Annotated in this window: 17 protein-coding genes, 6 tRNA genes and 2 other RNA genes; 9 read left to right on the top strand and 16 right to left on the bottom strand. The window is 50.2% G+C overall.

The window, feature by feature from the left end; all coding sequences use genetic code 11:
* Nucleotides 1-14: 14 nt before the first annotated feature.
* Nucleotides 15-899 (top strand): LysR family transcriptional regulator, encoded by an 885-nt coding sequence (locus IMQ48_RS13530; protein WP_196209444.1) that lies wholly within the window; start codon nucleotides 15-17, stop codon nucleotides 897-899.
* A 146-nt stretch (nucleotides 900-1,045) separates the two neighbouring features.
* Here IMQ48_RS13530 and IMQ48_RS13525 read toward each other — a convergent pair.
* The 6 genes from IMQ48_RS13525 to IMQ48_RS13500 form a co-directional block, all read right to left on the bottom strand.
* A non-coding RNA gene (locus tag IMQ48_RS13525) (RtT sRNA) lies at nucleotides 1,046-1,179 on the bottom strand.
* Between the two features lie 22 nt (nucleotides 1,180-1,201).
* Nucleotides 1,202-1,335: non-coding RNA, RtT sRNA (locus IMQ48_RS13520), on the bottom strand.
* A 22-nt stretch (nucleotides 1,336-1,357) separates the two neighbouring features.
* Nucleotides 1,358-1,433: transfer RNA gene (locus IMQ48_RS13515), tRNA-Lys, on the bottom strand.
* A gap of 4 nt (nucleotides 1,434-1,437) precedes the next feature.
* A tRNA-Val gene (locus tag IMQ48_RS13510) sits at nucleotides 1,438-1,513 on the bottom strand.
* A gap of 46 nt (nucleotides 1,514-1,559) precedes the next feature.
* A tRNA-Val gene (locus IMQ48_RS13505) sits at nucleotides 1,560-1,635 on the bottom strand.
* 46 nt (nucleotides 1,636-1,681) lie between these two features.
* A tRNA-Val gene (locus IMQ48_RS13500) sits at nucleotides 1,682-1,757 on the bottom strand.
* 258 nt (nucleotides 1,758-2,015) lie between these two features.
* Here IMQ48_RS13500 and gltX point away from each other — a divergent pair.
* On the top strand, nucleotides 2,016-3,431 hold the full coding sequence (gene gltX, locus IMQ48_RS13495; RefSeq protein ID WP_196209443.1) for a glutamate--tRNA ligase: 1,416 nt from the start codon (nucleotides 2,016-2,018) through the stop codon (nucleotides 3,429-3,431).
* A 56-nt stretch (nucleotides 3,432-3,487) separates the two neighbouring features.
* Here the strand turns inward: gltX and IMQ48_RS13490 are convergent, their stop codons facing one another.
* Nucleotides 3,488-3,880: a YfeC-like transcriptional regulator gene (locus IMQ48_RS13490; RefSeq protein ID WP_196209442.1), complete on the bottom strand. Its 393-nt coding sequence runs from the start codon at nucleotides 3,878-3,880 to the stop codon at nucleotides 3,488-3,490.
* A 1-nt stretch (nucleotide 3,881) separates the two neighbouring features.
* Nucleotides 3,882-4,244 (bottom strand): YfeC-like transcriptional regulator, encoded by a 363-nt coding sequence (locus IMQ48_RS13485; RefSeq protein WP_196209441.1) that lies wholly within the window; start codon nucleotides 4,242-4,244, stop codon nucleotides 3,882-3,884.
* A gap of 221 nt (nucleotides 4,245-4,465) precedes the next feature.
* Here IMQ48_RS13485 and IMQ48_RS13480 point away from each other — a divergent pair.
* Both IMQ48_RS13480 and IMQ48_RS13475 read left to right on the top strand, forming a co-directional pair.
* Nucleotides 4,466-4,541 (top strand) — tRNA-Ala (locus IMQ48_RS13480).
* Nucleotides 4,542-4,579: 38 nt separating this feature from the next.
* Nucleotides 4,580-4,655: transfer RNA gene (locus tag IMQ48_RS13475), tRNA-Ala, on the top strand.
* Between the two features lie 159 nt (nucleotides 4,656-4,814).
* Here IMQ48_RS13475 and nupC read toward each other — a convergent pair.
* Nucleotides 4,815-6,017 (bottom strand): nucleoside permease NupC, encoded by a 1,203-nt coding sequence (nupC, locus tag IMQ48_RS13470; RefSeq protein WP_196209440.1) that lies wholly within the window; start codon nucleotides 6,015-6,017, stop codon nucleotides 4,815-4,817.
* A 344-nt stretch (nucleotides 6,018-6,361) separates the two neighbouring features.
* On the opposite strand from nupC, the gene IMQ48_RS13465 reads away from it, so the two are divergent.
* On the top strand, nucleotides 6,362-7,600 hold the full coding sequence (locus IMQ48_RS13465) for an Nramp family divalent metal transporter (RefSeq protein WP_196209439.1): 1,239 nt from the start codon (nucleotides 6,362-6,364) through the stop codon (nucleotides 7,598-7,600).
* Nucleotides 7,601-7,641: 41 nt separating this feature from the next.
* Here IMQ48_RS13465 and IMQ48_RS13460 read toward each other — a convergent pair whose 3' ends face one another.
* The 6 genes from IMQ48_RS13460 to mgrA all read right to left on the bottom strand — a co-directional run bounded on the left by IMQ48_RS13460 (nucleotide 7,642) and on the right by mgrA (nucleotide 14,218).
* Nucleotides 7,642-8,634: an ABC transporter permease gene (locus IMQ48_RS13460; RefSeq protein WP_181617526.1), complete on the bottom strand. Its 993-nt coding sequence runs from the start codon at nucleotides 8,632-8,634 to the stop codon at nucleotides 7,642-7,644.
* Nucleotides 8,635-8,647: 13 nt separating this feature from the next.
* Entirely contained in the window at nucleotides 8,648-10,174 is a 1,527-nt protein-coding gene (locus IMQ48_RS13455; protein ID WP_196209438.1) for a sugar ABC transporter ATP-binding protein, read from the bottom strand.
* A gap of 73 nt (nucleotides 10,175-10,247) precedes the next feature.
* Nucleotides 10,248-11,210 (bottom strand): sugar ABC transporter substrate-binding protein, encoded by a 963-nt coding sequence (locus IMQ48_RS13450; RefSeq protein WP_196209437.1) that lies wholly within the window; start codon nucleotides 11,208-11,210, stop codon nucleotides 10,248-10,250.
* Nucleotides 11,211-11,251: 41 nt separating this feature from the next.
* Nucleotides 11,252-12,460, bottom strand: a complete 1,209-nt coding sequence (locus IMQ48_RS13445; RefSeq protein WP_196209436.1) for a PfkB family carbohydrate kinase — start codon at nucleotides 12,458-12,460, stop codon at nucleotides 11,252-11,254.
* Nucleotides 12,461-12,752: 292 nt separating this feature from the next.
* The gene (ypeC, locus tag IMQ48_RS13440; RefSeq protein WP_196209435.1) at nucleotides 12,753-13,091 is read right to left on the bottom strand and encodes a DUF2502 domain-containing protein YpeC; all 339 of its coding nucleotides are present in this window, start codon (nucleotides 13,089-13,091) and stop codon (nucleotides 12,753-12,755) included.
* Between the two features lie 128 nt (nucleotides 13,092-13,219).
* Nucleotides 13,220-14,218, bottom strand: a complete 999-nt coding sequence (gene mgrA / locus IMQ48_RS13435; protein ID WP_196209434.1) for an L-glyceraldehyde 3-phosphate reductase — start codon at nucleotides 14,216-14,218, stop codon at nucleotides 13,220-13,222.
* A gap of 182 nt (nucleotides 14,219-14,400) precedes the next feature.
* Between mgrA and IMQ48_RS13430 the strand changes: the two genes are divergently transcribed.
* Nucleotides 14,401-16,053, top strand: a complete 1,653-nt coding sequence (locus tag IMQ48_RS13430) for an alpha-keto acid decarboxylase family protein (RefSeq protein WP_196209433.1) — start codon at nucleotides 14,401-14,403, stop codon at nucleotides 16,051-16,053.
* Here IMQ48_RS13430 and IMQ48_RS13425 read toward each other — a convergent pair whose 3' ends face one another.
* Nucleotides 16,054-17,289 carry an ion channel protein gene (locus tag IMQ48_RS13425; RefSeq protein ID WP_196209432.1) on the bottom strand — a complete coding sequence of 412 codons (1,236 nt, stop codon included), beginning with the start codon at nucleotides 17,287-17,289 and terminating at the stop codon, nucleotides 16,054-16,056.
* Nucleotides 17,290-17,493: 204 nt separating this feature from the next.
* Between IMQ48_RS13425 and glk the strand changes: the two genes are divergently transcribed.
* The 3 genes from glk (at nucleotide 17,494) to IMQ48_RS13410 (ending at nucleotide 20,245) form a co-directional block, all read left to right on the top strand.
* Nucleotides 17,494-18,459: a glucokinase gene (gene glk / locus IMQ48_RS13420; protein WP_196209431.1), complete on the top strand. Its 966-nt coding sequence runs from the start codon at nucleotides 17,494-17,496 to the stop codon at nucleotides 18,457-18,459.
* Nucleotides 18,460-18,650: 191 nt separating this feature from the next.
* A complete protein-coding gene (locus tag IMQ48_RS13415; RefSeq protein WP_096756278.1) occupies nucleotides 18,651-18,977 on the top strand; it encodes a PTS fructose transporter subunit IIB in 327 nt (108 codons plus the stop codon).
* A 20-nt stretch (nucleotides 18,978-18,997) separates the two neighbouring features.
* Nucleotides 18,998-20,245 (top strand): PTS fructose transporter subunit IIC, encoded by a 1,248-nt coding sequence (locus tag IMQ48_RS13410; RefSeq protein ID WP_096756279.1) that lies wholly within the window; start codon nucleotides 18,998-19,000, stop codon nucleotides 20,243-20,245.
* Nucleotides 20,246-20,261 lie beyond the last annotated feature (16 nt).

Here is a 20,261-nt window from a genome sequence, read left to right as displayed (position 1 = left end):
GGAGCGCATTATCCATGGAACGTACGCACCGTATCGATCTGAAGTTACTGCGTTATTTTCTGGCTGTCGCAGAAGAACTGCATTTTGGACGCGCGGCTGCTCGCCTGAATATGTCACAACCCCCGCTGAGCATTCATATCAAAGAGCTGGAACAGCAGCTCGGCACGCTGTTATTTATCCGGCATTCCCGCAGTGTGACGTTAACCCACGCTGGGAAAATCCTGATGGAAGAGTCACGTCGTCTGTTATCCAACGCTAATCAGGCGCTGGCACGCGTGGAGCAGATTGGCCGTGGTGAAGCAGGGCGGGTTGAGCTGGGCGTGATAGGCACGGCGATGTGGGGAAAAATGCGCCCGGTGATGCGCCGTTTTTTGAAAGAGAACCCGAACGTTGAGGTGCTGTTTCGTGAAAACATGCCGGCAATGCAGATGACGCTGTTGGAGCGGCGTGAGCTGGATGCGGGGATTTGGCGGATGGCGACAGCACCCTCGCCCGGATTTACCAGCTTGCGCCTGCATGAATCCTCTTTTTTGGTTGCCATGCCTGAAGAACACCCTCTTACCGCCTGTGAATCCGTATCGCTGGAAGCGCTGCGTAATGAATATTTTGTCACGATGCCTTCCATTCATACTGACTGGGCATTTTTGCAGCGTGTGTGCCAGAGCGCCGGATTTTCACCGATGATTATTCGTGAGGTGAGGGAGCCCCAAACGGTGCTGGCGATGATCAGCATGGGGATTGGTATTACGCTAATTGCAGATAGCTATGCGCAGATGAACTGGCCTGGCGTAGTATTTCGCCCGCTGGAAGAACGCATTCCTGCTGATTTGTATATTGTGTATGACCAACAACAGGCGACACCTGCGCTGGAGAAACTGGTTGGGGCGTTGACGATGTAATGTGTGCCGGATGGTGACTGATGCCTTATCCGGCCTATAACGACGTAGACCGTAGGCCTGATAAGCGCAGCGCTTCAGACTGAGAATGGCTGAATAGTTAAATTCTACACATAGCAAAAAGGCGCCTTTAGGGCGCCTTTTTACATTGGTGGGGCGTGCAGGATGACTCGCTTCGCTCGCCCTTCGGGCCGTCGCCGTGAACGGCTCCGTTGTCTCACTGCGTTCGACCCGAACCTGCTACAGGTTCGAATCTTTGAATTCCGCGCATAGCAAAAAGGCGCCTTTAGGGCGCCTTTTTACATTGGTGGGGCGTGCAGGATGACTCGCTTCGCTCGCCCTTCGGGCCGTCGCCGTGAACGGCTCCGTTGTCTCACTGCGTTCGACCCGAACCTGCTGCAGGTTCGAATCTTTGAATTCCGTGCATAGCAAAAAGGCGCCTTTAGGGCACCTTTTTACATTGGTGGGGCGTGCAGGATTCGAACCTGCGACCAATTGATTAAAAGTCAACTGCTCTACCAACTGAGCTAACGCCCCGAAGTGGTGGGTGATGACGGGATCGAACCGCCGACCCCCTCCTTGTAAGGGAGGTGCTCTCCCAGCTGAGCTAATCACCCACTTCGGTACTTCATATTTTGACAGAAAATCCAGCTGGCGAGAAAGTGGTGGGTGATGACGGGATCGAACCGCCGACCCCCTCCTTGTAAGGGAGGTGCTCTCCCAGCTGAGCTAATCACCCACTTCTCAATTTTCTGTTCTACACGGCGGAGACTACATAAAGTAGTTGGTGGGTGATGACGGGTTCGAACCGCCGACCCCCTCCTTGTAAGGGAGGTGCTCTCCCAGCTGAGCTAATCACCCCCGCTGTGTGGAGTCGCATTATAGGGAGAGTTGAAAATGAGTCAACGCATTTTCTAAAGAAATTGTTCGTTCGTCGTAAATTTAAGCAAAACGATCGCAAAACCATCCATGCGGCATGATTTGTATACGAAAATGGCAAAGCGTGATGTTCCAACCTGAACAACATTGAGGAATCAGACCACGGTGATAGAATACGTGCCTGATAATCTTCCCAGGATTTGCCGGTTGTCGGCATCTTTATAAACGTAAGGCCATTTCATGAAAATCAAAACTCGCTTCGCGCCTAGCCCGACAGGTTATCTGCACGTCGGCGGTGCGCGTACTGCTCTTTATTCCTGGCTTTTTGCACGTAACCATAGCGGTGAGTTTGTGCTGCGTATTGAAGACACCGATCTCGAACGCTCCACGCCGGAAGCTATCGAAGCCATTATGGATGGCATGAACTGGCTGAATCTGGAGTGGGATGAAGGTCCGTACTTCCAGACCAAACGTTTTGATCGTTACAATGCCGTTATTGATGAGATGCTGGAAGCGGGTACAGCGTATAAATGCTATTGCTCCAAAGAGCGTCTGGAACAGCTGCGTGAAGATCAGATGGCGAAAGGCGAGAAGCCGCGTTATGACGGTCGCTGCCGCCACGGTCACGAACATCACGCCGACGACGAACCTTGCGTGGTGCGTTTCGCCAACCCGCAGGACGGTTCCGTTATTTTTGACGATCAAATCCGTGGGCCGATCGAATTCAGCAACCAGGAGCTGGACGATCTGATCATTCGTCGTACCGACGGTTCCCCGACCTATAACTTCTGCGTTGTGGTTGATGATTGGGATATGGAAATTACCCACGTTATTCGTGGTGAAGACCATATCAACAACACCCCGCGTCAGATCAATATCCTGAAAGCGCTGAATGCGCCGGTGCCGGTTTACGCGCACGTGTCGATGATCAATGGCGACGACGGTAAAAAACTGTCCAAACGTCACGGTGCGGTCAGCGTCATGCAGTACCGCGACGACGGCTACCTGCCGGAAGCGCTGCTGAACTATCTGGTGCGTCTGGGCTGGTCCAGCGGCGATCAGGAAATCTTCACCCGTGAAGAGATGATCAAGCTGTTCTCTCTCGGCGCGGTAAGCAAATCTGCGAGCGCATTCAATACTGAAAAACTGCAGTGGCTGAACCACCACTACATCAACTCTCTGGCCCCGGAATATGTCGCGACGCATTTACAGTGGCATATTGAACAGGAGAACATCGACACCCGTAACGGCCCACAGCTGTGTGAGCTGGTTAAACTGCTGGGTGAGCGTTGCAAAACGCTGAAAGAGATGGCGCAGAGCTGCCGCTATTTCTATGAAGATTTTGCAGAGTTTGATGCTGACGCTGCGAAGAAACACCTGCGTCCGGTTGCGCGTCAGCCGCTGGAAGTTGTGCGAGATAAAATCGCCGCCATTGCCGAATGGACTGCTGAAAATGTGCACCAGGCCATTCAGTCTACCGCTGATGAGCTGGAAGTAGGTATGGGCAAAGTCGGTATGCCGCTGCGTGTTGCGGTTACCGGTGCAGGCCAGTCTCCGGCGTTAGACGTTACGGTACATGCGATTGGTAAATCCCGCAGCATTGAACGTATTAACAAAGCGCTGGCGTTTATTGCTGAGCGTGAAAATCAGCAGTAAGACAGTCTGAGAGACAACAAAACGGCAGGAGCGCATCCTGCCGTTTTTTTTGGTATTTATTCTGACTCATCAATGCCCAAACGGATGAGAAAACTGCGGATACCTTCACGCGAAAGAAACAGCGCCAGTTTTTCCTGTTCCGCCGGTGACATGTTATCCAATGTGCTGATTATCTGACGGCAGGCGTGACTGCGGACAACGTGCGTATATTCGGCAACGGGTTCTTCAGCCTGATAAAACTCAGGGGTTTTGCGAAAAGCAGGAATATTGAGAATAAATTCCCGTACGCCAGCATCAATATGAATAAGCCTTGCGCGACCACCTTTCACACCGGGAAATTTTTCGGTTTTCCAGTTTTGTTCTCTGATCCAACGATTGACCGTTTGTTTAGCTACTCCGAGACATTCAGCCAGCTCTTCGGTGGTCATTTTGCTGCGTAATTTTTTCATATTATTTGCTGTCGCGGATCCCTAAGCGTTGTAACAAACCGGTAATGCCTTCACGCAGGATCAGCGATGTAAACATTTTCTGTTCTGCTGGCGTCATTTCTTTCGCGAGGGTGATTAGCAGTGTTTCAATAGAAGAGTCGCCAGCTAAAGAAAAGTTATCTGATAAACCTTCAGCTGGACGTTCTGCACTGCGGATGTATTCGCGAACTTGTTCGGTGACGTGAACCAGACGGGCCTTTCCGCCCTGAACGCCTGGTTTTGGTGACGTAGCCCAGCCTTCCTTGCGTACCCATTTATTGATGGTCTGTCGGCTGTAACCGGTCAGATTAGCAAGCTCTTCTGGCGTCATCCGTTCCTTGAACATAACGATTCCCTGAGTAGTCGTGGGGTTAATTAGTGGTTCAGTTTATAGCACCATTTTACTAGAAACCGTGACGCGTTTAACTACTGAATGCGAGTTGTTGCGCAATGTTCTTCATTTGCCTGCTTTTTCAGCGATTGAATTCAGGGAGTTAATTTTGCCGTTGACACGCGCGAAGGGAATTCATATTATGCCGCCCGTCAACTCGACAAGCTTTACGTGACGGGGCTATAGCTCAGCTGGGAGAGCGCTTGCATGGCATGCAAGAGGTCAGCGGTTCGATCCCGCTTAGCTCCACCAAATTTAATCCCACTAAATTTGGTACGTAAAGGCATCGTGGGGCTATAGCTCAGCTGGGAGAGCGCCTGCATGGCATGCAGGAGGTCAGCGGTTCGATCCCGCTTAGCTCCACCAAAATTAAGACCCTCGCTGAAAAGCGGGGGTTTTTTGTTTTCACTTCCTGCCTGATTCTCTGGTTTCTCTGGTTTCTCTGTTCAGATTGCCAAATGACAGACATAAAAAAACCGGGGAGTATCTCCCCGGCCTTGTCACTGCGATTGCTACAATATTGTCTTACAACACCAGTGCTGCGATGGACGCGGACAGTATGCTCACCAGCGTAGAGCCGTATACCAGCTTCAGACCAAAGCGGGACACCACGTTGCCTTGCTCTTCGTTCAGGCCTTTGATTGCGCCTGCGATGATACCGATGGAAGAGAAGTTAGCGAAGGAGACCAGGAACACAGACAGAATACCTTCCGCGCGTGGAGAGAGCGTAGACGCGATTTTCTGCAGGTCCATCATTGCCACAAATTCGTTGGAAACCAATTTAGTCGCCATGATACTACCCACCTGCAGCGCTTCACTGGACGGCACACCCATCACCCATGCAACCGGGTAGAAGATGTAGCCCAGGATACCCTGGAAGGAGATGCTGTAGCCAAACCAGCCGGTTACGGTGGCAAACAGGGCGTTCAGCGCGGCAATCAGCGCGATGAAACCGATCAGCATTGCTGCCACGATAATCGCGACTTTAAAGCCTGCCAGAATGTACTCACCCAGCATTTCAAAGAAGCTCTGTCCTTCGTGCAGGTTGGACATCTGGATATTTTCTTCGCTGGCATCTACGCGGTAAGGGTTGATCAGCGACAGTACAATAAAGGTGCTGAACATGTTCAGAACCAATGCGGCAACAACGTATTTTGGTTCCAGCATGGTCATGTACGCACCGACGATGGACATGGAAACGGTGGACATCGCCGTCGCTGCCATGGTGTACATGCGGTTGCGTGACATTTTGCCGAGAATATCTTTATAGGCAATAAAGTTCTCAGACTGACCCAGGATCAGCGAGCTGACTGCGTTGAAGGATTCCAGCTTGCCCATACCGTTGACTTTGGATAACAGGAATCCAATGGCACGGATGATAACAGGCAGAACGCGGATATGTTGCAGAATACCGATCAGGGCGGAAATGAAGACGATTGGGCACAGTACTTTCAGGAAGAAGAATGCCAGACCTTTATCGTTCATGCTGCCGAAGACAAAGTTTGTCCCTTCATTAGCAAATCCGAGCAGTTTTTCAAACATCTCGGAAAAGCCTTTCACGAAGCCCAGCCCGACGTCAGAGTTCAGGAAGAACCACGCCAGTAACACTTCGATAACAAGTAATTGAATAACATAACGAATGCGAATTTGTTTACGGTCACTGCTTGCCAGCAGTGCGAGTACCGCAACCACGGCAAGGGCCAGGACAAAATGAAGAACGCGGTCCATATTTGCTCCAAACATGAGGCAGGTTTAATTTCCTTGCACATTCTATGTAACAACACCAAAGAAAACGAGATCAAACACACACTATAATAAGGACCTGTGACGAGATTCAAAATTAGTGATCGGTAATACACTTCCGTGATGTTTAGTATGGAAGTGAAAAGTTATGTCATTGTGCTAATCTCATAACATTAATTAAACATCTCATCGGTATTTCCAGGTCCCCGATCTATTTATAGACCAGCACTATCAAAGAAATCATTTTTATCCATCAAAAAGAATTTGATAATCATTCTCAATTGGCGTAGTTTGAAACATAGCAAAGGCTATGTTTTTGAGGCACGAAAATGACGAACGATCGCGTTGAGACAAGCAGTGGACGGGCAGCACGCAAGTTGAAACTTGCGTTAATGGGGCCTGCATTCATCGCGGCTATCGGGTATATCGATCCTGGTAACTTTGCCACCAATATCCAGGCCGGGGCCAGTTTTGGCTATAAACTGCTGTGGGTCGTCGTCTGGGCAAACCTGATGGCAATGCTGATTCAGGTATTGTCGGCCAAGCTGGGGATTGCCACCGGTAAAAACCTCGCCGAGCAAATTCGCGATCACTACCCGCGCCCGGTAGTGTGGTTTTACTGGGTGCAGGCTGAAATCATTGCTATGGCGACCGATCTTGCCGAGTTTATCGGTGCCGCGATTGGCTTTAAGCTGATCCTCGGCGTTTCGCTGTTGCAGGGGGCGGTGCTGACCGGTATCGCCACATTTTTAATCCTGATGCTGCAACGTCGTGGGCAAAAACCGCTGGAAAAGGTGATTGGAGGCTTACTGTTGTTTGTTGCCGCAGCGTATATTGTCGAGCTGATTTTCTCGCGGCCGAATCTGGCGCAGCTGAGTAAGGGTATGATAATTCCCAGCCTGCCGAACTCTGAAGCGGTCTTTTTGGCGGCAGGTGTACTCGGTGCAACCATTATGCCGCACGTGATTTACCTGCACTCTTCTTTAACCCAGCATCTGCATGGCGGCACACGGCAACAGCGCTACGCGGCAACCAAATGGGATGTGGCCATCGCCATGACCATTGCCGGGTTTGTCAATCTGGCGATGATGGCCACCGCCGCTGCGGCCTTTCACTTCAGTGGTCATACCGGCATTACCGATCTAGACCAGGCCTATCTGACTCTGGAGCCGTTGTTGAGTCATGCGGCGGCGACGGTATTTGGTCTCAGCCTGGTGGCGGCGGGGCTTTCCTCAACGGTTGTCGGCACGCTGGCGGGGCAGGTGGTGATGCAGGGGTTTATTCGTTTTCACATTCCGCTGTGGGTTCGTCGTACGGTTACCATGATGCCGTCGTTTATTGTAATTCTTATGGGACTGGATCCCACTCGTATTCTGGTCATGAGTCAGGTATTGCTGAGCTTTGGTATCGCGCTGGCGCTGGTACCACTCCTGATATTCACCAGTAACGGTACATTAATGGGAGATTTGGTTAACACGGTTTGGGTTAAATATGTTGGCTGGATGATTGTTGTGCTGGTGGTCGCGCTGAATATCTGGTTGCTGGTGGGGACCGCGCTTGGTTTATAGCAGACTTATGGTTACCCGATAGTGCCGGGTAACCATGTCGATTATTTTTTATTTAGGTGGCTACGGTAGGTATCAAGTACTACTGCAACAATAATAACTGCACCTGTTATGAAGCGTTTTGTGGGCTCGCTTGCGCCAACTTGCGCCAGCCCTGCTGCCAGAACGGAAATAATTAACGCGCCAAGGAAAGTACAAATAATTGAACCTCGTCCTCCCATCAAGCTTGTGCCGCCAATCACGACAGCAGCAATAACCTGTAGCTCCATGCCAACGCCGCTATTCGGGTCTGCGGCCTCAAGACGTGCCACCTGAAACAGTGAAGCCAGACCGGATAATCCCCCCATAAGTGCAAATACAGCAATCTTATAAGGGCCTGGATTTATGCCTGATAATCGTACGGCCTCTTCATTTGTACCAATGCCAATCAAATGGCGGCCAAATACAGTTCTGGTTAATACTAAATGCCCGACAATAATGACTACGATCGCAATAATAAAAGAAGGGGAGACACCGAAGAAAATCGGGTCGGCCAGATAGTCATAAATAGAACCGATATAAGCTGTCCGCGAATCAGTCAACTGGTATGCTGCGCCACGCGCCATTTCCAGCACCCCAAGAGAGACGATAAATGCCGGAATACGCCAGGCCACAGTAATCAAGCCTGTTAGCGCACCAACCAATGTTGCGAGTGCTATACCAGAAAGAGCTGCTAGCCACGGCGTCCAATGGAAATTTAAATAGGTAACGCTTACCACTGCAGCGGCAAGAGCCAGTAGCGACCCCACAGAAAGATCGATACCGGCAATAATTAATATAAATGTCATCCCCACCGACATAACGATTAAGTCAGGGATTTGATTCGCAATAGTACTAAAAGTGTTCATACTCAGGAAATGCGTACTGAGGCATGAAAAGAGTACGATCATCGCTAATAATGCCCCGAGTAACCCGATGTAGCTACTTAGTCCTGTCCATGACGACTGGGCGTTTCTTTTCTCTGCTGCCGCTTGTTTTGTCGCTAAGTTGTTCTTCATTTTTTATCCCCGGCTATTCGCTGGAAGTCTTTTCTGCATGCTGATATGCAGAAAATGCTGCTGCTAAAATTCGATCCTGGCTCCAGTCTTCCCGCGAAAATGTGTTCACTAACTTTCCATCGGAAATTACCGCAATACGATCGCAAACGAGCATGAGTTCGCGAAGGTCACTGGAAACGACAACAACGCCTTTTCCCTTTGCCGTTAACATATTCAATAATTGGTAGATATCTTGTTTTGCGCCGACATCAATACCGCGAGTGGGCTCATCAAATAAGACAACCTCGCAATCTCGTTCCAGCCAACGGCTAATTAGCACTTTTTGCTGATTGCCACCGGATAAACTCTCCACGGCCTGCAAAGTGTTGGTTGTACGGACACCTAAACTTTTAATGTGTTTGTTCGCTAACGTCGTTTCGCTCAAAGTATTAACGACCGACAGATGGCTTATTTTATCGCTGTTGCCCAGTGAAATATTAGCTGCAACTGATTGGGGTAATAAAAGGCCTTCACCTTTACGGTCTTCTGTGACTAATGCAATACCGTGTCGAATGGCATCTGCAGGAGAGTGAATTACTATAGGTTTTAATGGGTTGCCAGTCTGTAGTGTGCCACTATCAATTTTATCCGCGCCAAAAATAGCACGCAGAAGTTCAGTTCGACCGGAGCCAACCAGACCGCTAATACCTAATACTTCACCACTGTACAACGTAAATGAGGTATCCCGAATAATTTTCCCCCGCTTGAAATTTTCTACTTTCAGAATGGGCCGTCCAGTTTGGCGGCCGCTTAAATCAAATGAACTTTCCAAATCGCGTCCGACCATCAGGGAAACAATTTGATCGCTGGTAAAGTGTTTGATCTCGTCTACGCAAACCAAATGGCCATCTCGCAGTACCGCAATGTCATCCGCAATTATTGCCAGCTCATCCAGTCGGTGAGAGATGTAAATTATTGAAACGCCACGGGCTTTGAATAGTGCTATCTGTTTAAATAATAATTCAACCTCGCGGCTACTGAGCATGGCTGTCGGTTCGTCCAGAATAAGTACTCGGCTTTCACCTATTAAGTTTCTGGCGATTTCAATCATTTGCTGATGGCCGATACCTAATTCACCCACCAGAGTATTCGGGTCGATTGATTGCAGTCCAACCATTGCCATGACGGGGCGAGCCATTTCCTCTAACTTTTTACGATCAATCCAGCCAAATCGGTGAGGGAGCTGTTCGAGAAATAGATTCTCTGCCACCGATAGCGTAGGGAGTAAATTGAGTTCCTGCATCACCATGCGAACACCCAATTTTTCAGCCTCTTTCCTGCTGGCTGGTGCGTAAGGTTGACCCTGATAAATCATCTGTCCGGCGGTTGTGCTAGTCAGTCCCCCAATGATTTTTGATAAGGTACTTTTTCCGGCACCGTTTTCCCCCGTCAGCGCTAATACTTTTCCTGGATATAACGCTAGTGTCACATCCACCAGGACGGGTTCATTATAGGTTTTACCTATTCCCTGTATTGCGAGGATCTCTTGCCCACTTTTCATATTCTGACCCTATCCGGTAAGCTGCTGTGATACCCGTGTCGTTGCAATATCACAGCGGCGTACTGTTATTAGCTTATTGTTTAACAATAAGTTTTATTGGTGTTTCAACGTTGCTGGATAACTCACTCTGTTTTTTGCCATTTTTGAGCGCGTCAAGTGCGGCATCAATGCCAAATACCGCTTGCTGGGATGCAAATTGATCCGCTGTCGCTAATACGCGGCCATCATTCAACATCGGCTTAATCGCTTCAATATTGTCATAGCCAACCACCATAACCTGTCCTTTCTTTCCTGCTGAACGAATCGCGGAAACGGCACCTAATGCCATATTGTCGTTATCTGCTAACAGCGCTTTGATATCGGGATATTCGCTTAACATTGCAGCGGCAACCGCATTAGCGTTGTTAATTTCCCATTGACCAGATTGAACAGAAACCACTTTCATTCCACCCTGAGCCATTGCATTCTGGAACCCAAGAGTACGCTGCTGAGAGTTGCTGGAGGTTGGAATACCCTCGATAATACCGACCTGATCGCCCGGTTTAAGGTGTTTTGCTAAATAGTCACCAATATCTTTTGCACCTTTTTGGTTATCCGGGCCAACAAAAGGAATGTTTAAGTTTTTATCTTTAAGTACGCCATCATCAAATTTATTATCAATGTTAATAACAATTATTCCCGCATCAATCGCTTTCTTAATTACGGGCAGGAGTGCTTTAGAGTCTGATGGTGCAATGATGATGGCATCAGCTTTAGAGACGATCATTTGCTCTACGATCTGAATTTGATTTGCTGTATCCGTTTCGTTCTTGATTCCGTTAGAAATCAAGTCAAATTTGTCTGCATTTTTTTTCTGATAATCTTTTGCACCTGTCTCCATTGTCAGGAAAAACTCGTTTGCCAGTGATTTCATGACCAGCGCGACTTTAGGTTTATGCATCTGCGTACCATCAGCAATTGCAGGTGCGGCGAAGGAGGCGGAGAGTGCTAATCCGACAGTTGCACCGATAACACGATAAAACATTTTATTTTTCATATAATTATCCTATAGGTGTAGGGGGGTAATGCTCTCAACAGTTACTGCATCCGGTGATAAACGAGCGAGTTACTGGGCATGTTTGATGCACCTTTGCGTTCAACTTTCAATGATGCAAACGCAGAAGCATACTGCGCTGCATTGATGAGTCCTTTACCGTTTGCAATACATGCAGCCAGCGCTCCGGTAAAGGCATCACCTGCTCCACTAGTATCAACGACCGCTGATTTATAGGCAGGAATATGAGTAAAAACTTTACCATCAAAAATCAGACAACCTTCGCTACCTAACGTGATAATGACGCATTTTGCGCCTTGAATGTGGATGCTTTTAGCCGCATTTTTTGCCGAATAAATATCAACAATGCTAATGCCAGACAATGCTTCGGCTTCAATTTTATTCGGTGTAATAATATCTATTAAATGCAATATTTCTTTTATTTCTGAAACGTAGGGGGCCGGATTCAATACAACAAAAGACTTCCCAAGTTTTGCTTGCATTACTGCATAACGGGTTATGGGAAAATTATTTTCTAGTTGAGTCAAAAAAACCTTACAATTGCGAATGGTATCAATATCCAGCAAAATATCCTCTTGGGTAAATGTTTCATTGGCCCCCAGATCGATACTGATCATGTTATCTCCGGTGGCGCCAGAAACCCAGACGATAGCAATGCCAGTTGATGACATTTCATTTTCAAAAAAAGAAAATGATGAGATTTCAGTGTTTGTTAAATAGCGCTTCGCTTTTTTTGAAAACTCATCTGCTCCTAACTTAACCGTCAAGTGAACGTTGTTATTTATTTTTGCCGCAGCGACAGCTTGGTTTGTACCTTTTCCTCCGGCATAAAAATGGGTTGCAGATGCGCGTATTGTTTGCCCAACCTGGGGCAGTGTCGTTGTTTCAGAGACAATATCGACGTTAAACGAGCCGAGGATATAAATACTTTCATCAATATAGTTATTTTGTGTAGAACGGGTAGCGGTAGGCGCAGTCTCTTTGTTACTTTTAAATCCGTTCAATATTGTTTTTGTAAATGATTGCTCAAATAAGGATTCATCATCAGGTGTATTTTTTAATTGTGCGCCACCATGAAATAATGAGAAAAGTGTATTTTGACATAACTCGTTTAAGTCATTACGGATAGTACGAGTCGTTACTGATAATTCCCTCGCTAATTCGCTAACATAAACTTTTTTATCAGTTACCAGCTTGACGCGAATGGCTTTGTGTCGTTCTTGTTTTTTCATTAGCGCTCACCCCCAACTTTTATAATATTAAATTAATGTTAATATTTATGGCGTAAAGTTCAAAAAAAGCATCATAAATCGGAATTTTTTTTTCCGATTTTGCGAATTAGTGAAATGATAAGGAAAGTTGAGAAAACGAAGGAAGGTCTTGCTGTTGGCGCGCGAAGTTTGGCTTTTGGGTAAGCATCACGCAAAAAGGGTCCCTGTAAAAACAGAGACCCTTTTTAAATTTGCCATCGAAAATGCTATCGCCATTTGTACGAAGGGATGACTTACTGGCTTTTTTGTTACATTAATGATGGTGGCCATGACCACGTCCGTGGCCCTTTCCTCGACCCCGATGGTCATCGCGATCGTTCCAGCCTTCGCGGTAGCCGCGTTCGTAAGCTTTACGTTTATCCCAGCCGCGATGGTATCCGTTGTCATGTCGCCACCAACGATTTTTACGCCATTCATAGTTATTGTGCCAGTAACCCCGGTCACGCCAGCGCCCGCCGTCCCAGTAGTTACCGTAATTATCGCGATCGCCAATTTGTAATTTTATGGATGGCAGCAGGGTGATTTCACCAGCGTTTGCAGCCAGCGGTGTGAAAGCCAGTAGGGCTAACGCTAAAATCAGTGACCTGAACATTTTTTCTCTCCTTCACGATCGAGCCGTAGCCGGCCTGTTAACGTAATATTACGGGGCAGTAAAGCCCCGTTTAATCGCCTTAACTCTTAAATCATGAGAGAGCGCACTTTTTGTTAATAAATGTGTCTTTATTTCGAGCATCCCAGAATGGCATCAATCTCAGCGCACTCCTCTGCTGAGAAATGACGGTTTGCCAGCATGCCGACAGCATCTTCAATTTGTGCCGTTTTACTGGCACCGATCAACACTGAGGTGACTTTGTCCTCTCGCAATACCCAGGCCAGGGCCATCTGGGAGAGCTTTTGTCCCCGACGCTCAGCCAGCGTGTTCAATTGACGGACTTTTTCTAGTTTCTCTGGTGTGATTTGGTCCGGGTTGAGAAAACGACTGCCGCTTGCCGCACGAGAATCCGCCGGGATCCCGTTCAGGTAACGGTCGGTTAATTGCCCGCCCGCCAGCGGTGAGAAGGCGATACTGCCCACTCCTTTCTCCTGCAGCAGTGACAACAATCCCCCTTCGACCCAACGTTCAAACATGGAATATTTCGGCTGGTGAATCAGACACGGGGTGCCTAAGTCGTCGAGGATCTCAATGGCCTGTCTGGCGAGGTCGGCGGGATAGTTAGATAGCCCGACATACAGCGCTTTACCCTGGCGAACAATATGATCCAGCGCCTTCATGGTTTCTCTGAGTGGTGTTTCGGGATCGGGACGATGGTGGTAGAAGATATCCACGTACTCCAGCCCCATACGCTTCAGGCTCTGGTCGAGGCTGGCAATCAGGTATTTGCGCGAACCCCAGTCACCGTAGGGGCCGTCCCACATGGTGTAGCCCGCCTTGGTGGAGATAATGAGTTCGTCCCGCCACGGTAAAAAATCTTCCTGTAAAATACGGCCGAAATTACGCTCAGCCGATCCCGGCGGTGGGCCGTAGTTGTTGGCGAGATCAAAATGGGTGATCCCCAGATCGAAAGCGCGCTGTAGCAGGTTTCGGCTGTTTTCGATCTGCGTGGTGTCGCCAAAATTGTGCCATAAGCCCAGAGAGATAACCGGTAACTTTAACCCGCTCTGACCGCAGCGGCGGTATTCCATTGTCTGATAGCGATTTTCATCCGCGTGATAAACCATGTTGCCCCCTTTTCAGATAACGCGTGTCTTTCAGTGTATACGGTTACACAGGCGATGCTTCAACGATATTTTATTGACCAAACTGTAAATTCTGCTTTCCACCCCCTTCATTGCGTCTTCCTGGACAGCTATCACAGTTCTTCGATACTCAACATGAGGTTACCGTCAGAAGGATAGCTGTCATGCAAACCCCGTATTCCGTTGCTGATTACCTGCTGGACAGACTGGCAGGTTGTGGTATTGGCCATCTTTTTGGTGTGCCGGGCGATTATAATTTGCAGTTTCTTGACCACGTGATTGACCACCCCGACGTACGTTGGGTCGGCTGCGCGAACGAGTTAAATGCGGCTTATGCAGCGGATGGTTATGCCCGGGTGGCCGGGGCAGGGGCGCTTCTCACCACCTTTGGCGTCGGGGAATTAAGCGCCATTAATGGATTAGCGGGCAGCTACGCAGAATATGTTCCTGTGCTGCAGATTGTCGGCGCGCCGTGCAGTGGTGCCCAGCGTCGCGGGGAGCTTATGCATCACACTCTGGGTGACGGCGATTTTCAGCATTTTTACCGTATGCACCAGGCAGTAACGGCAGCCAGCGCGGTGCTTGATGAACAAAATGCCTGTTATGAAATTGACCGTGTACTGCGGGTGATGTTAACCGAACGCAGGCCGGGCTACCTGATGTTGCCTGCCGATGTTGCCAAACAGCCCGCTACGCCCCCGCAGGACAGACTGGTTATTCCCCTGAGTGAACCGGAAAGCAGCGTAGCGGCGGCGTTTCGTTATCAGGCTCGTGAGCGATTGCTGGACAGCTCGCGCGTGGCGCTGCTGGCTGACTTTCTCGCGCAGCGCTTTGGTTTGCAGCCTGTTTTGCAGCGCTGGATGGCAGAAACGCCGATGGCTCATGCCACGCTGTTAATGGGCAAAGGGCTTTTTGATGAACGTCATCCGGCGTTTGTTGGTACATACAGCGCAGGGGCCAGCAGTGAATATGTACGCCAGGCGATAGAAGATGCCGACACCATTATTTGCGTGGGCACCCGTTTTGTCGACACGCTAACCGCCGGTTTTACGCAGTGCCTGGCGCAGGAGCGCACGATTGAGGTTCAGCCGCATGCTTCACGTGTGGGAAGTCAGTGGTTTAATGTCCCGATGGAACAGGCGGTCACCACGCTACGGGAACTGTGCCTGGAGCTGTCGTTTTCTTTGCCACCAGAACGCCCGCCTGTCGGGCGACCCCAGTTCGAGAAGGGACCGCTGACGCAGGAAAATTTCTGGCACACGGTGCAGCAATACCTGGTACCTGACGACATTATCCTCGTCGATCAGGGGACTGCGGCGTTTGGTGCCGCTGCACTCTCGTTACCTTCCGGGGCGGAAGTACTGGTGCAGCCGCTGTGGGGATCGATTGGCTATTCCTTACCCGCCGCGTTGGGGGCACAAACGGCGTGCCCAGCCCGTCGGGTGATCCTGATTATTGGCGATGGTGCTGCCCAGCTTACCATTCAGGAACTGGGTACGATGCTCAGAGACGGACAAACTCCGGTTATCCTACTGCTCAATAATGACGGCTATACCGTAGAGCGGGCTATTCACGGAGCAAACCAACGTTATAACGACATTGCCGGATGGAACTGGACGCAGGTGCCACAAGCGCTAAGCCAGGAGTGCCAGGCGGAGTGCTGGCGCGTGACGCAAGCTGTACAGCTGGAGGAAGTTCTGGTTCGGTTGGCTAGCCCGCAGCGGCTTTCGTTAATTGAAGTGATGTTGCCGAAAGCCGACTTGCCTGAGCTGTTGCGCACGGTGACCCGTGCGCTGGAAGCCCGTAACGGGGGATAGTTACTGATCGCGACGGTTGGCGATCATCATCGGTTTGCCCGCCAATAGCAGCCAGGCAGGAAGCATAACAATGCACAACAGCGGCAGCAGGGTGGCGTCAGGGACCACCACTGCCGCCATAAACAGGCTCAGCCAGGCATCGCGGGTGACAACCAGCACCAGTCCCAGAATGGCACAGGAGACGGTGATGGCCGCCGGAACCGCTTCAACATGGGCATGCAGCATGAATCCCAGCGCCACGCCAACGAATACAGCCGGGAAAATACGTCCTCCACGAAAACCACTGGCGGCGGCAACCACTAACGCCGCCAGTTTAATCACCGCGAGCATGAAATAGTCTGATGCCCCCAGCGTCTGGCTAAACGCCATTTGCTGCATCTCATCCAGTCCCTTAAACAGGGTTAGCGGCCCGCCGATAACGCCCAGGATCCCAAGAAGAAAACCGCCGACGCCGAGGATCAGTACCGGGTGTTTCAGGCGATGCATCAGCTGATGTAAACGGGGTAAACACCATACCGCCACCATACCTGCCGCTATGGCAATGGTGGCAACCACCGCGCCGCTAAAAATATCGGTCAGTTGTAGCTGCGTATACTGGGCGATGGGCAATGAAAAATGCGGATGAAAGAATAAGTCGGTGGTCAGCGCACCGGCAGCCGCGGCCAACAGTGGTGCAAACAGGCGATCCCATAACGGCACATCGTTGGAGCCACTCAGCGTTTGCGAAAATATCAGTGCGGCGGCCACAGGCGTACCAAACAACGCCCCGATGGTGCCCGCAGAGGCGAGAATGGTCCAGTCCAGCTTATTAATACGGGGAAACAAGCGGACGCCAATCGCCGCAGCCAGCGCGATATTTACGGTCATTATTGGGTGTTCTGGCCCCAAACTGACGCCGCCAGCCAGGCCGAGGATTAGCGCGGCCAGCAGTCCCGGCAGTGCCGATGTAGGGACCGGCATCCCGATCAGCGGTTCACAGGCCGGGTCCGGGCCCGCATGGCCGTGGCTGTAGCGGATGACGAGTCCGACCAGTATCCCGGTCAACGTAAGCATGCCGATTATCCACAGCGAAGAATCATGGGCAATGCCAATGCTGGCGGGCAGGCGTTCCCATAAAAATTTCTGTAAAACGGCGGCCACTTTCATGACGACAATCAGCACCAGACTTGAGGCAACGCCAATGATCAGTGCGGGAGTGGATAATAACAGCATCGTTCTGGCTCGCGGATGGAGCATTTTCTATTCCCTCAAATAGAGTCATAGGCATAGTTTGCACAGCCTGTCTGCTGACATCGCTGCAAATGGTGCTGAAACGATAAAGTAATTCTGTGATCTGGGTCGATATTCTACCGGCATCAGCCTTCAGAGCGTTGTTGTTATGCCCTCATGAATTTACAGTGTGGCAAAGATTTATTCTGACTTTAGCGGAGCAGTAGAAGAATGACAAAATATGCTTTAGTAGGTGATGTTGGCGGCACCAACGCGCGTCTTGCTCTGTGCGACATTGCCAGCGGTGAAATCTCGCAGACAAAGACCTATTCCGGGCTCGATTATCCCAGCCTTGAGGCCGTGGTTCGCGTGTATCTGGATGAGCATAGCGTCAACGTTGAGGATGGATGCATCGCGATCGCCTGTCCGATTACCGGCGACTGGGTGGCAATGACCAACCACACCTGGGCGTTTTCTATTGCTGAAATGAAAAAGAATTTAGGCTTCAGCCATCTGGAAATCATCAATGATTTCACCGCCGTATCAATGGCGATCCCGATGTTGAAAAAAGAGCACCTGATCCAGTTTGGCGGTACGCAACCGGTAGCAGGTAAACCGATAGCCGTATATGGTGCAGGAACTGGTTTAGGCGTGGCGCATTTGGTGCACGTCGATAAGCGCTGGGTGAGCCTGCCGGGAGAGGGCGGTCACGTAGATTTTGCGCCTAACAGCGAAGAAGAGGCGATTATCCTTGAGGTTCTGCGTGCCGAGATTGGCCATGTTTCCGCAGAACGCGTGCTATCCGGACCGGGGCTGGTGAATCTGTACCGCGCCATCGTCAAGTCAGACGGACGCCTGCCGGAAAATCTACAGCCGAAGGATATTACCGCACGTGCGTTAGCAGACTCGTGCACTGACTGTCGTCGGGCGCTGTCGCTGTTTTGCGTCATCATGGGTCGCTTTGGCGGCGACCTGGCGTTAACGCTGGGGACCTTTGGTGGTGTTTATATTGCCGGCGGCATTGTGCCGCGCTTCCTTGAATTCTTTAAAGCATCCGGTTTCCGCGGAGGTTTTGAAGATAAAGGCCGTTTTAAAGCCTACGTGCAGGATATTCCAGTGTATTTGATTGTGCATGATAACCCAGGCCTGCTGGGCTCCGGTGCGCATCTGCGCCAGACGCTGGGGCATATTCTGTAGTTGTTTCACGACAAGATTGCGAAACCGCGTTATTTACGCGGTTTTTTTTCGTCTGCTATTCCCCTTTCCGACACACATCACATTTCCGCATTGCGGAATTATTTGTCCAGTAAAAGCATTATTTATCTGGTAACGGTCATTGCTTTCCTGCAGCCATAATTTCACTCGTTAACTATTACGAGGAATCTGTTATGAGCAAAAAACTGATTGCAGTCTGTGCGTGCCCTATGGGCCTGGCCCACACCTTTATGGCCGCTCAGGCGCTGGAAGAGGCGGCAGTTGAAGCCGGCTATGAAGTGAAAATTGAAACCCAGGGCGCAGACGGTATTCAAAACCGACTGACGCCGCAAGATATCGCGGAGGCGACGTTAATTATCCATTCTGTTGCCGTTACCCCGGAAGATAACGAACGTTTTGAAACGCGCGATGTGTACGAAATTACGTTGCAGGACGCAATAAAAAATGCTGCTGGCATCATTAAAGAGATCGAAGAGATGGTTGCCGCAGAACAACAATAATTGTCTACAGGGAAACACGTATGGCCATTAAAAAACGCAGTGCAACCGTTGTGCCTGGCGCATCAGGTGCGGCAGCGGCAATAAAAAATCCCCAGGTCTCCCGCAATAGCTTTTGGGGCGAACTCCCGCAGCACGTGATGTCGGGTATTTCGCGCATGGTTCCGACGTTAATCATGGGCGGGGTGATCCTCGCCTTCTCGCAACTGATCGCCTACAGCTGGCTCAAGATTCCCGCTGACACCAGCATTATGGATGCGCTAAATAGCGGGAAATTCGATGGCTTTAATCTCTCTCTACTGAAGTTTGCCTGGTTGTCGCAATCCTTTGGTGGCGTGCTGTTTGGTTTTGCGATTCCGATGTTTGCTGCGTTTGTGGCTAACTCTATCGGCGGTAAGCTGGCGTTTCCTGCTGGATTTATCGGTGGGTTGATGTCTACCCAGCCGACTCAGATACTGAACTTCGACCCCACCACTCTACAGTGGGCAACCAGTGCTCCCGTCCCGTCAACTTTTATTGGTGCACTGATTATCTCGATTGTCGCCGGATATCTGGTGAAGTGGATGAACCAAAAAATCCAGTTACCGGATTTCCTGCTGGCGTTCAAAACCACTTTTTTACTGCCCATCCTCTCCGCTATTTTTGTCATGTTGGCAATGTATTACGTGATCACCCCGTTTGGTGGCTGGATCAACGGCGGCATTCGTACCCTGCTGACGGCAGCCGGAGAGAAAGGCACACTGATGTATGCCATGGGGATCGCGGCGGCAACGGCGATTGACCTCGGCGGTCCTATCAATAAGGCCGCAGGATTTGTTGCCTTCAGCTTTACGACAGACCATGTTTTGCCAGTGACGGCGCGTTCTATTGCGATTGTTATTCCGCCGATTGGCCTTGGGCTTGCCACGTTGATTGACCGTCGTTTAACCGGTCATCGCCTGTTCAGTGCCCAGCTTTACCCGCAAGGGAAAACGGCGATGTTCCTTGCGTTTATGGGTATCAGTGAAGGGGCAATTCCCTTTGCGCTGGAAAGCCCGATTACGGCTATCCCTTCGTATATGGTTGGGGCGATTGTGGGTTCGACAGCCGCTGTCTGGCTGGGTGCGGTGCAGTGGTTCCCCGAGTCGGCTATCTGGGCGTGGCCGTTGGTCACCAATCTCGGCGTCTATATCGCGGGGATTGTGTTGGGAGCGGTGATTACGGCGCTGATGGTGGTGTTCCTGCGTCACATGATGTACCGCAAAGGCAAACTGCTGATTGAAAGCCTCTGAGTATAAGGATTGTTAC

This window comes from Citrobacter sp. Res13-Sevr-PEB04-36 (assembly GCF_015672735.1).
In the GTDB taxonomy this organism is placed as follows: Bacteria; Pseudomonadota; Gammaproteobacteria; order Enterobacterales; family Enterobacteriaceae; genus Citrobacter.
Note: the sequence above shows the minus strand (reverse complement) of the source record. Positions and strands in the feature narration are given on the sequence as shown.

Coding starts and splice junctions, on each gene's coding strand:
- IMQ48_RS13530 (WP_196209444.1), top strand. CDS start 15: ATGGAACGTACGCACCGTATCGATCTGAAGTTACTGCGTTATTTTCTG.
- gltX (WP_196209443.1), top strand. CDS start 2,016: ATGAAAATCAAAACTCGCTTCGCGCCTAGCCCGACAGGTTATCTGCAC.
- IMQ48_RS13490 (WP_196209442.1), bottom strand. CDS start 3,880: ATGAAAAAATTACGCAGCAAAATGACCACCGAAGAGCTGGCTGAATGT.
- IMQ48_RS13485 (WP_196209441.1), bottom strand. CDS start 4,244: ATGTTCAAGGAACGGATGACGCCAGAAGAGCTTGCTAATCTGACCGGT.
- nupC (WP_196209440.1), bottom strand. CDS start 6,017: ATGGACCGCGTTCTTCATTTTGTCCTGGCCCTTGCCGTGGTTGCGGTA.
- IMQ48_RS13465 (WP_196209439.1), top strand. CDS start 6,362: ATGACGAACGATCGCGTTGAGACAAGCAGTGGACGGGCAGCACGCAAG.
- IMQ48_RS13460 (WP_181617526.1), bottom strand. CDS start 8,634: ATGAAGAACAACTTAGCGACAAAACAAGCGGCAGCAGAGAAAAGAAAC.
- IMQ48_RS13455 (WP_196209438.1), bottom strand. CDS start 10,174: ATGAAAAGTGGGCAAGAGATCCTCGCAATACAGGGAATAGGTAAAACC.
- IMQ48_RS13450 (WP_196209437.1), bottom strand. CDS start 11,210: ATGAAAAATAAAATGTTTTATCGTGTTATCGGTGCAACTGTCGGATTA.
- IMQ48_RS13445 (WP_196209436.1), bottom strand. CDS start 12,460: ATGAAAAAACAAGAACGACACAAAGCCATTCGCGTCAAGCTGGTAACT.
- ypeC (WP_196209435.1), bottom strand. CDS start 13,091: ATGTTCAGGTCACTGATTTTAGCGTTAGCCCTACTGGCTTTCACACCG.
- mgrA (WP_196209434.1), bottom strand. CDS start 14,218: ATGGTTTATCACGCGGATGAAAATCGCTATCAGACAATGGAATACCGC.
- IMQ48_RS13430 (WP_196209433.1), top strand. CDS start 14,401: ATGCAAACCCCGTATTCCGTTGCTGATTACCTGCTGGACAGACTGGCA.
- IMQ48_RS13425 (WP_196209432.1), bottom strand. CDS start 17,289: ATGCTCCATCCGCGAGCCAGAACGATGCTGTTATTATCCACTCCCGCA.
- glk (WP_196209431.1), top strand. CDS start 17,494: ATGACAAAATATGCTTTAGTAGGTGATGTTGGCGGCACCAACGCGCGT.
- IMQ48_RS13415 (WP_096756278.1), top strand. CDS start 18,651: ATGAGCAAAAAACTGATTGCAGTCTGTGCGTGCCCTATGGGCCTGGCC.
- IMQ48_RS13410 (WP_096756279.1), top strand. CDS start 18,998: ATGGCCATTAAAAAACGCAGTGCAACCGTTGTGCCTGGCGCATCAGGT.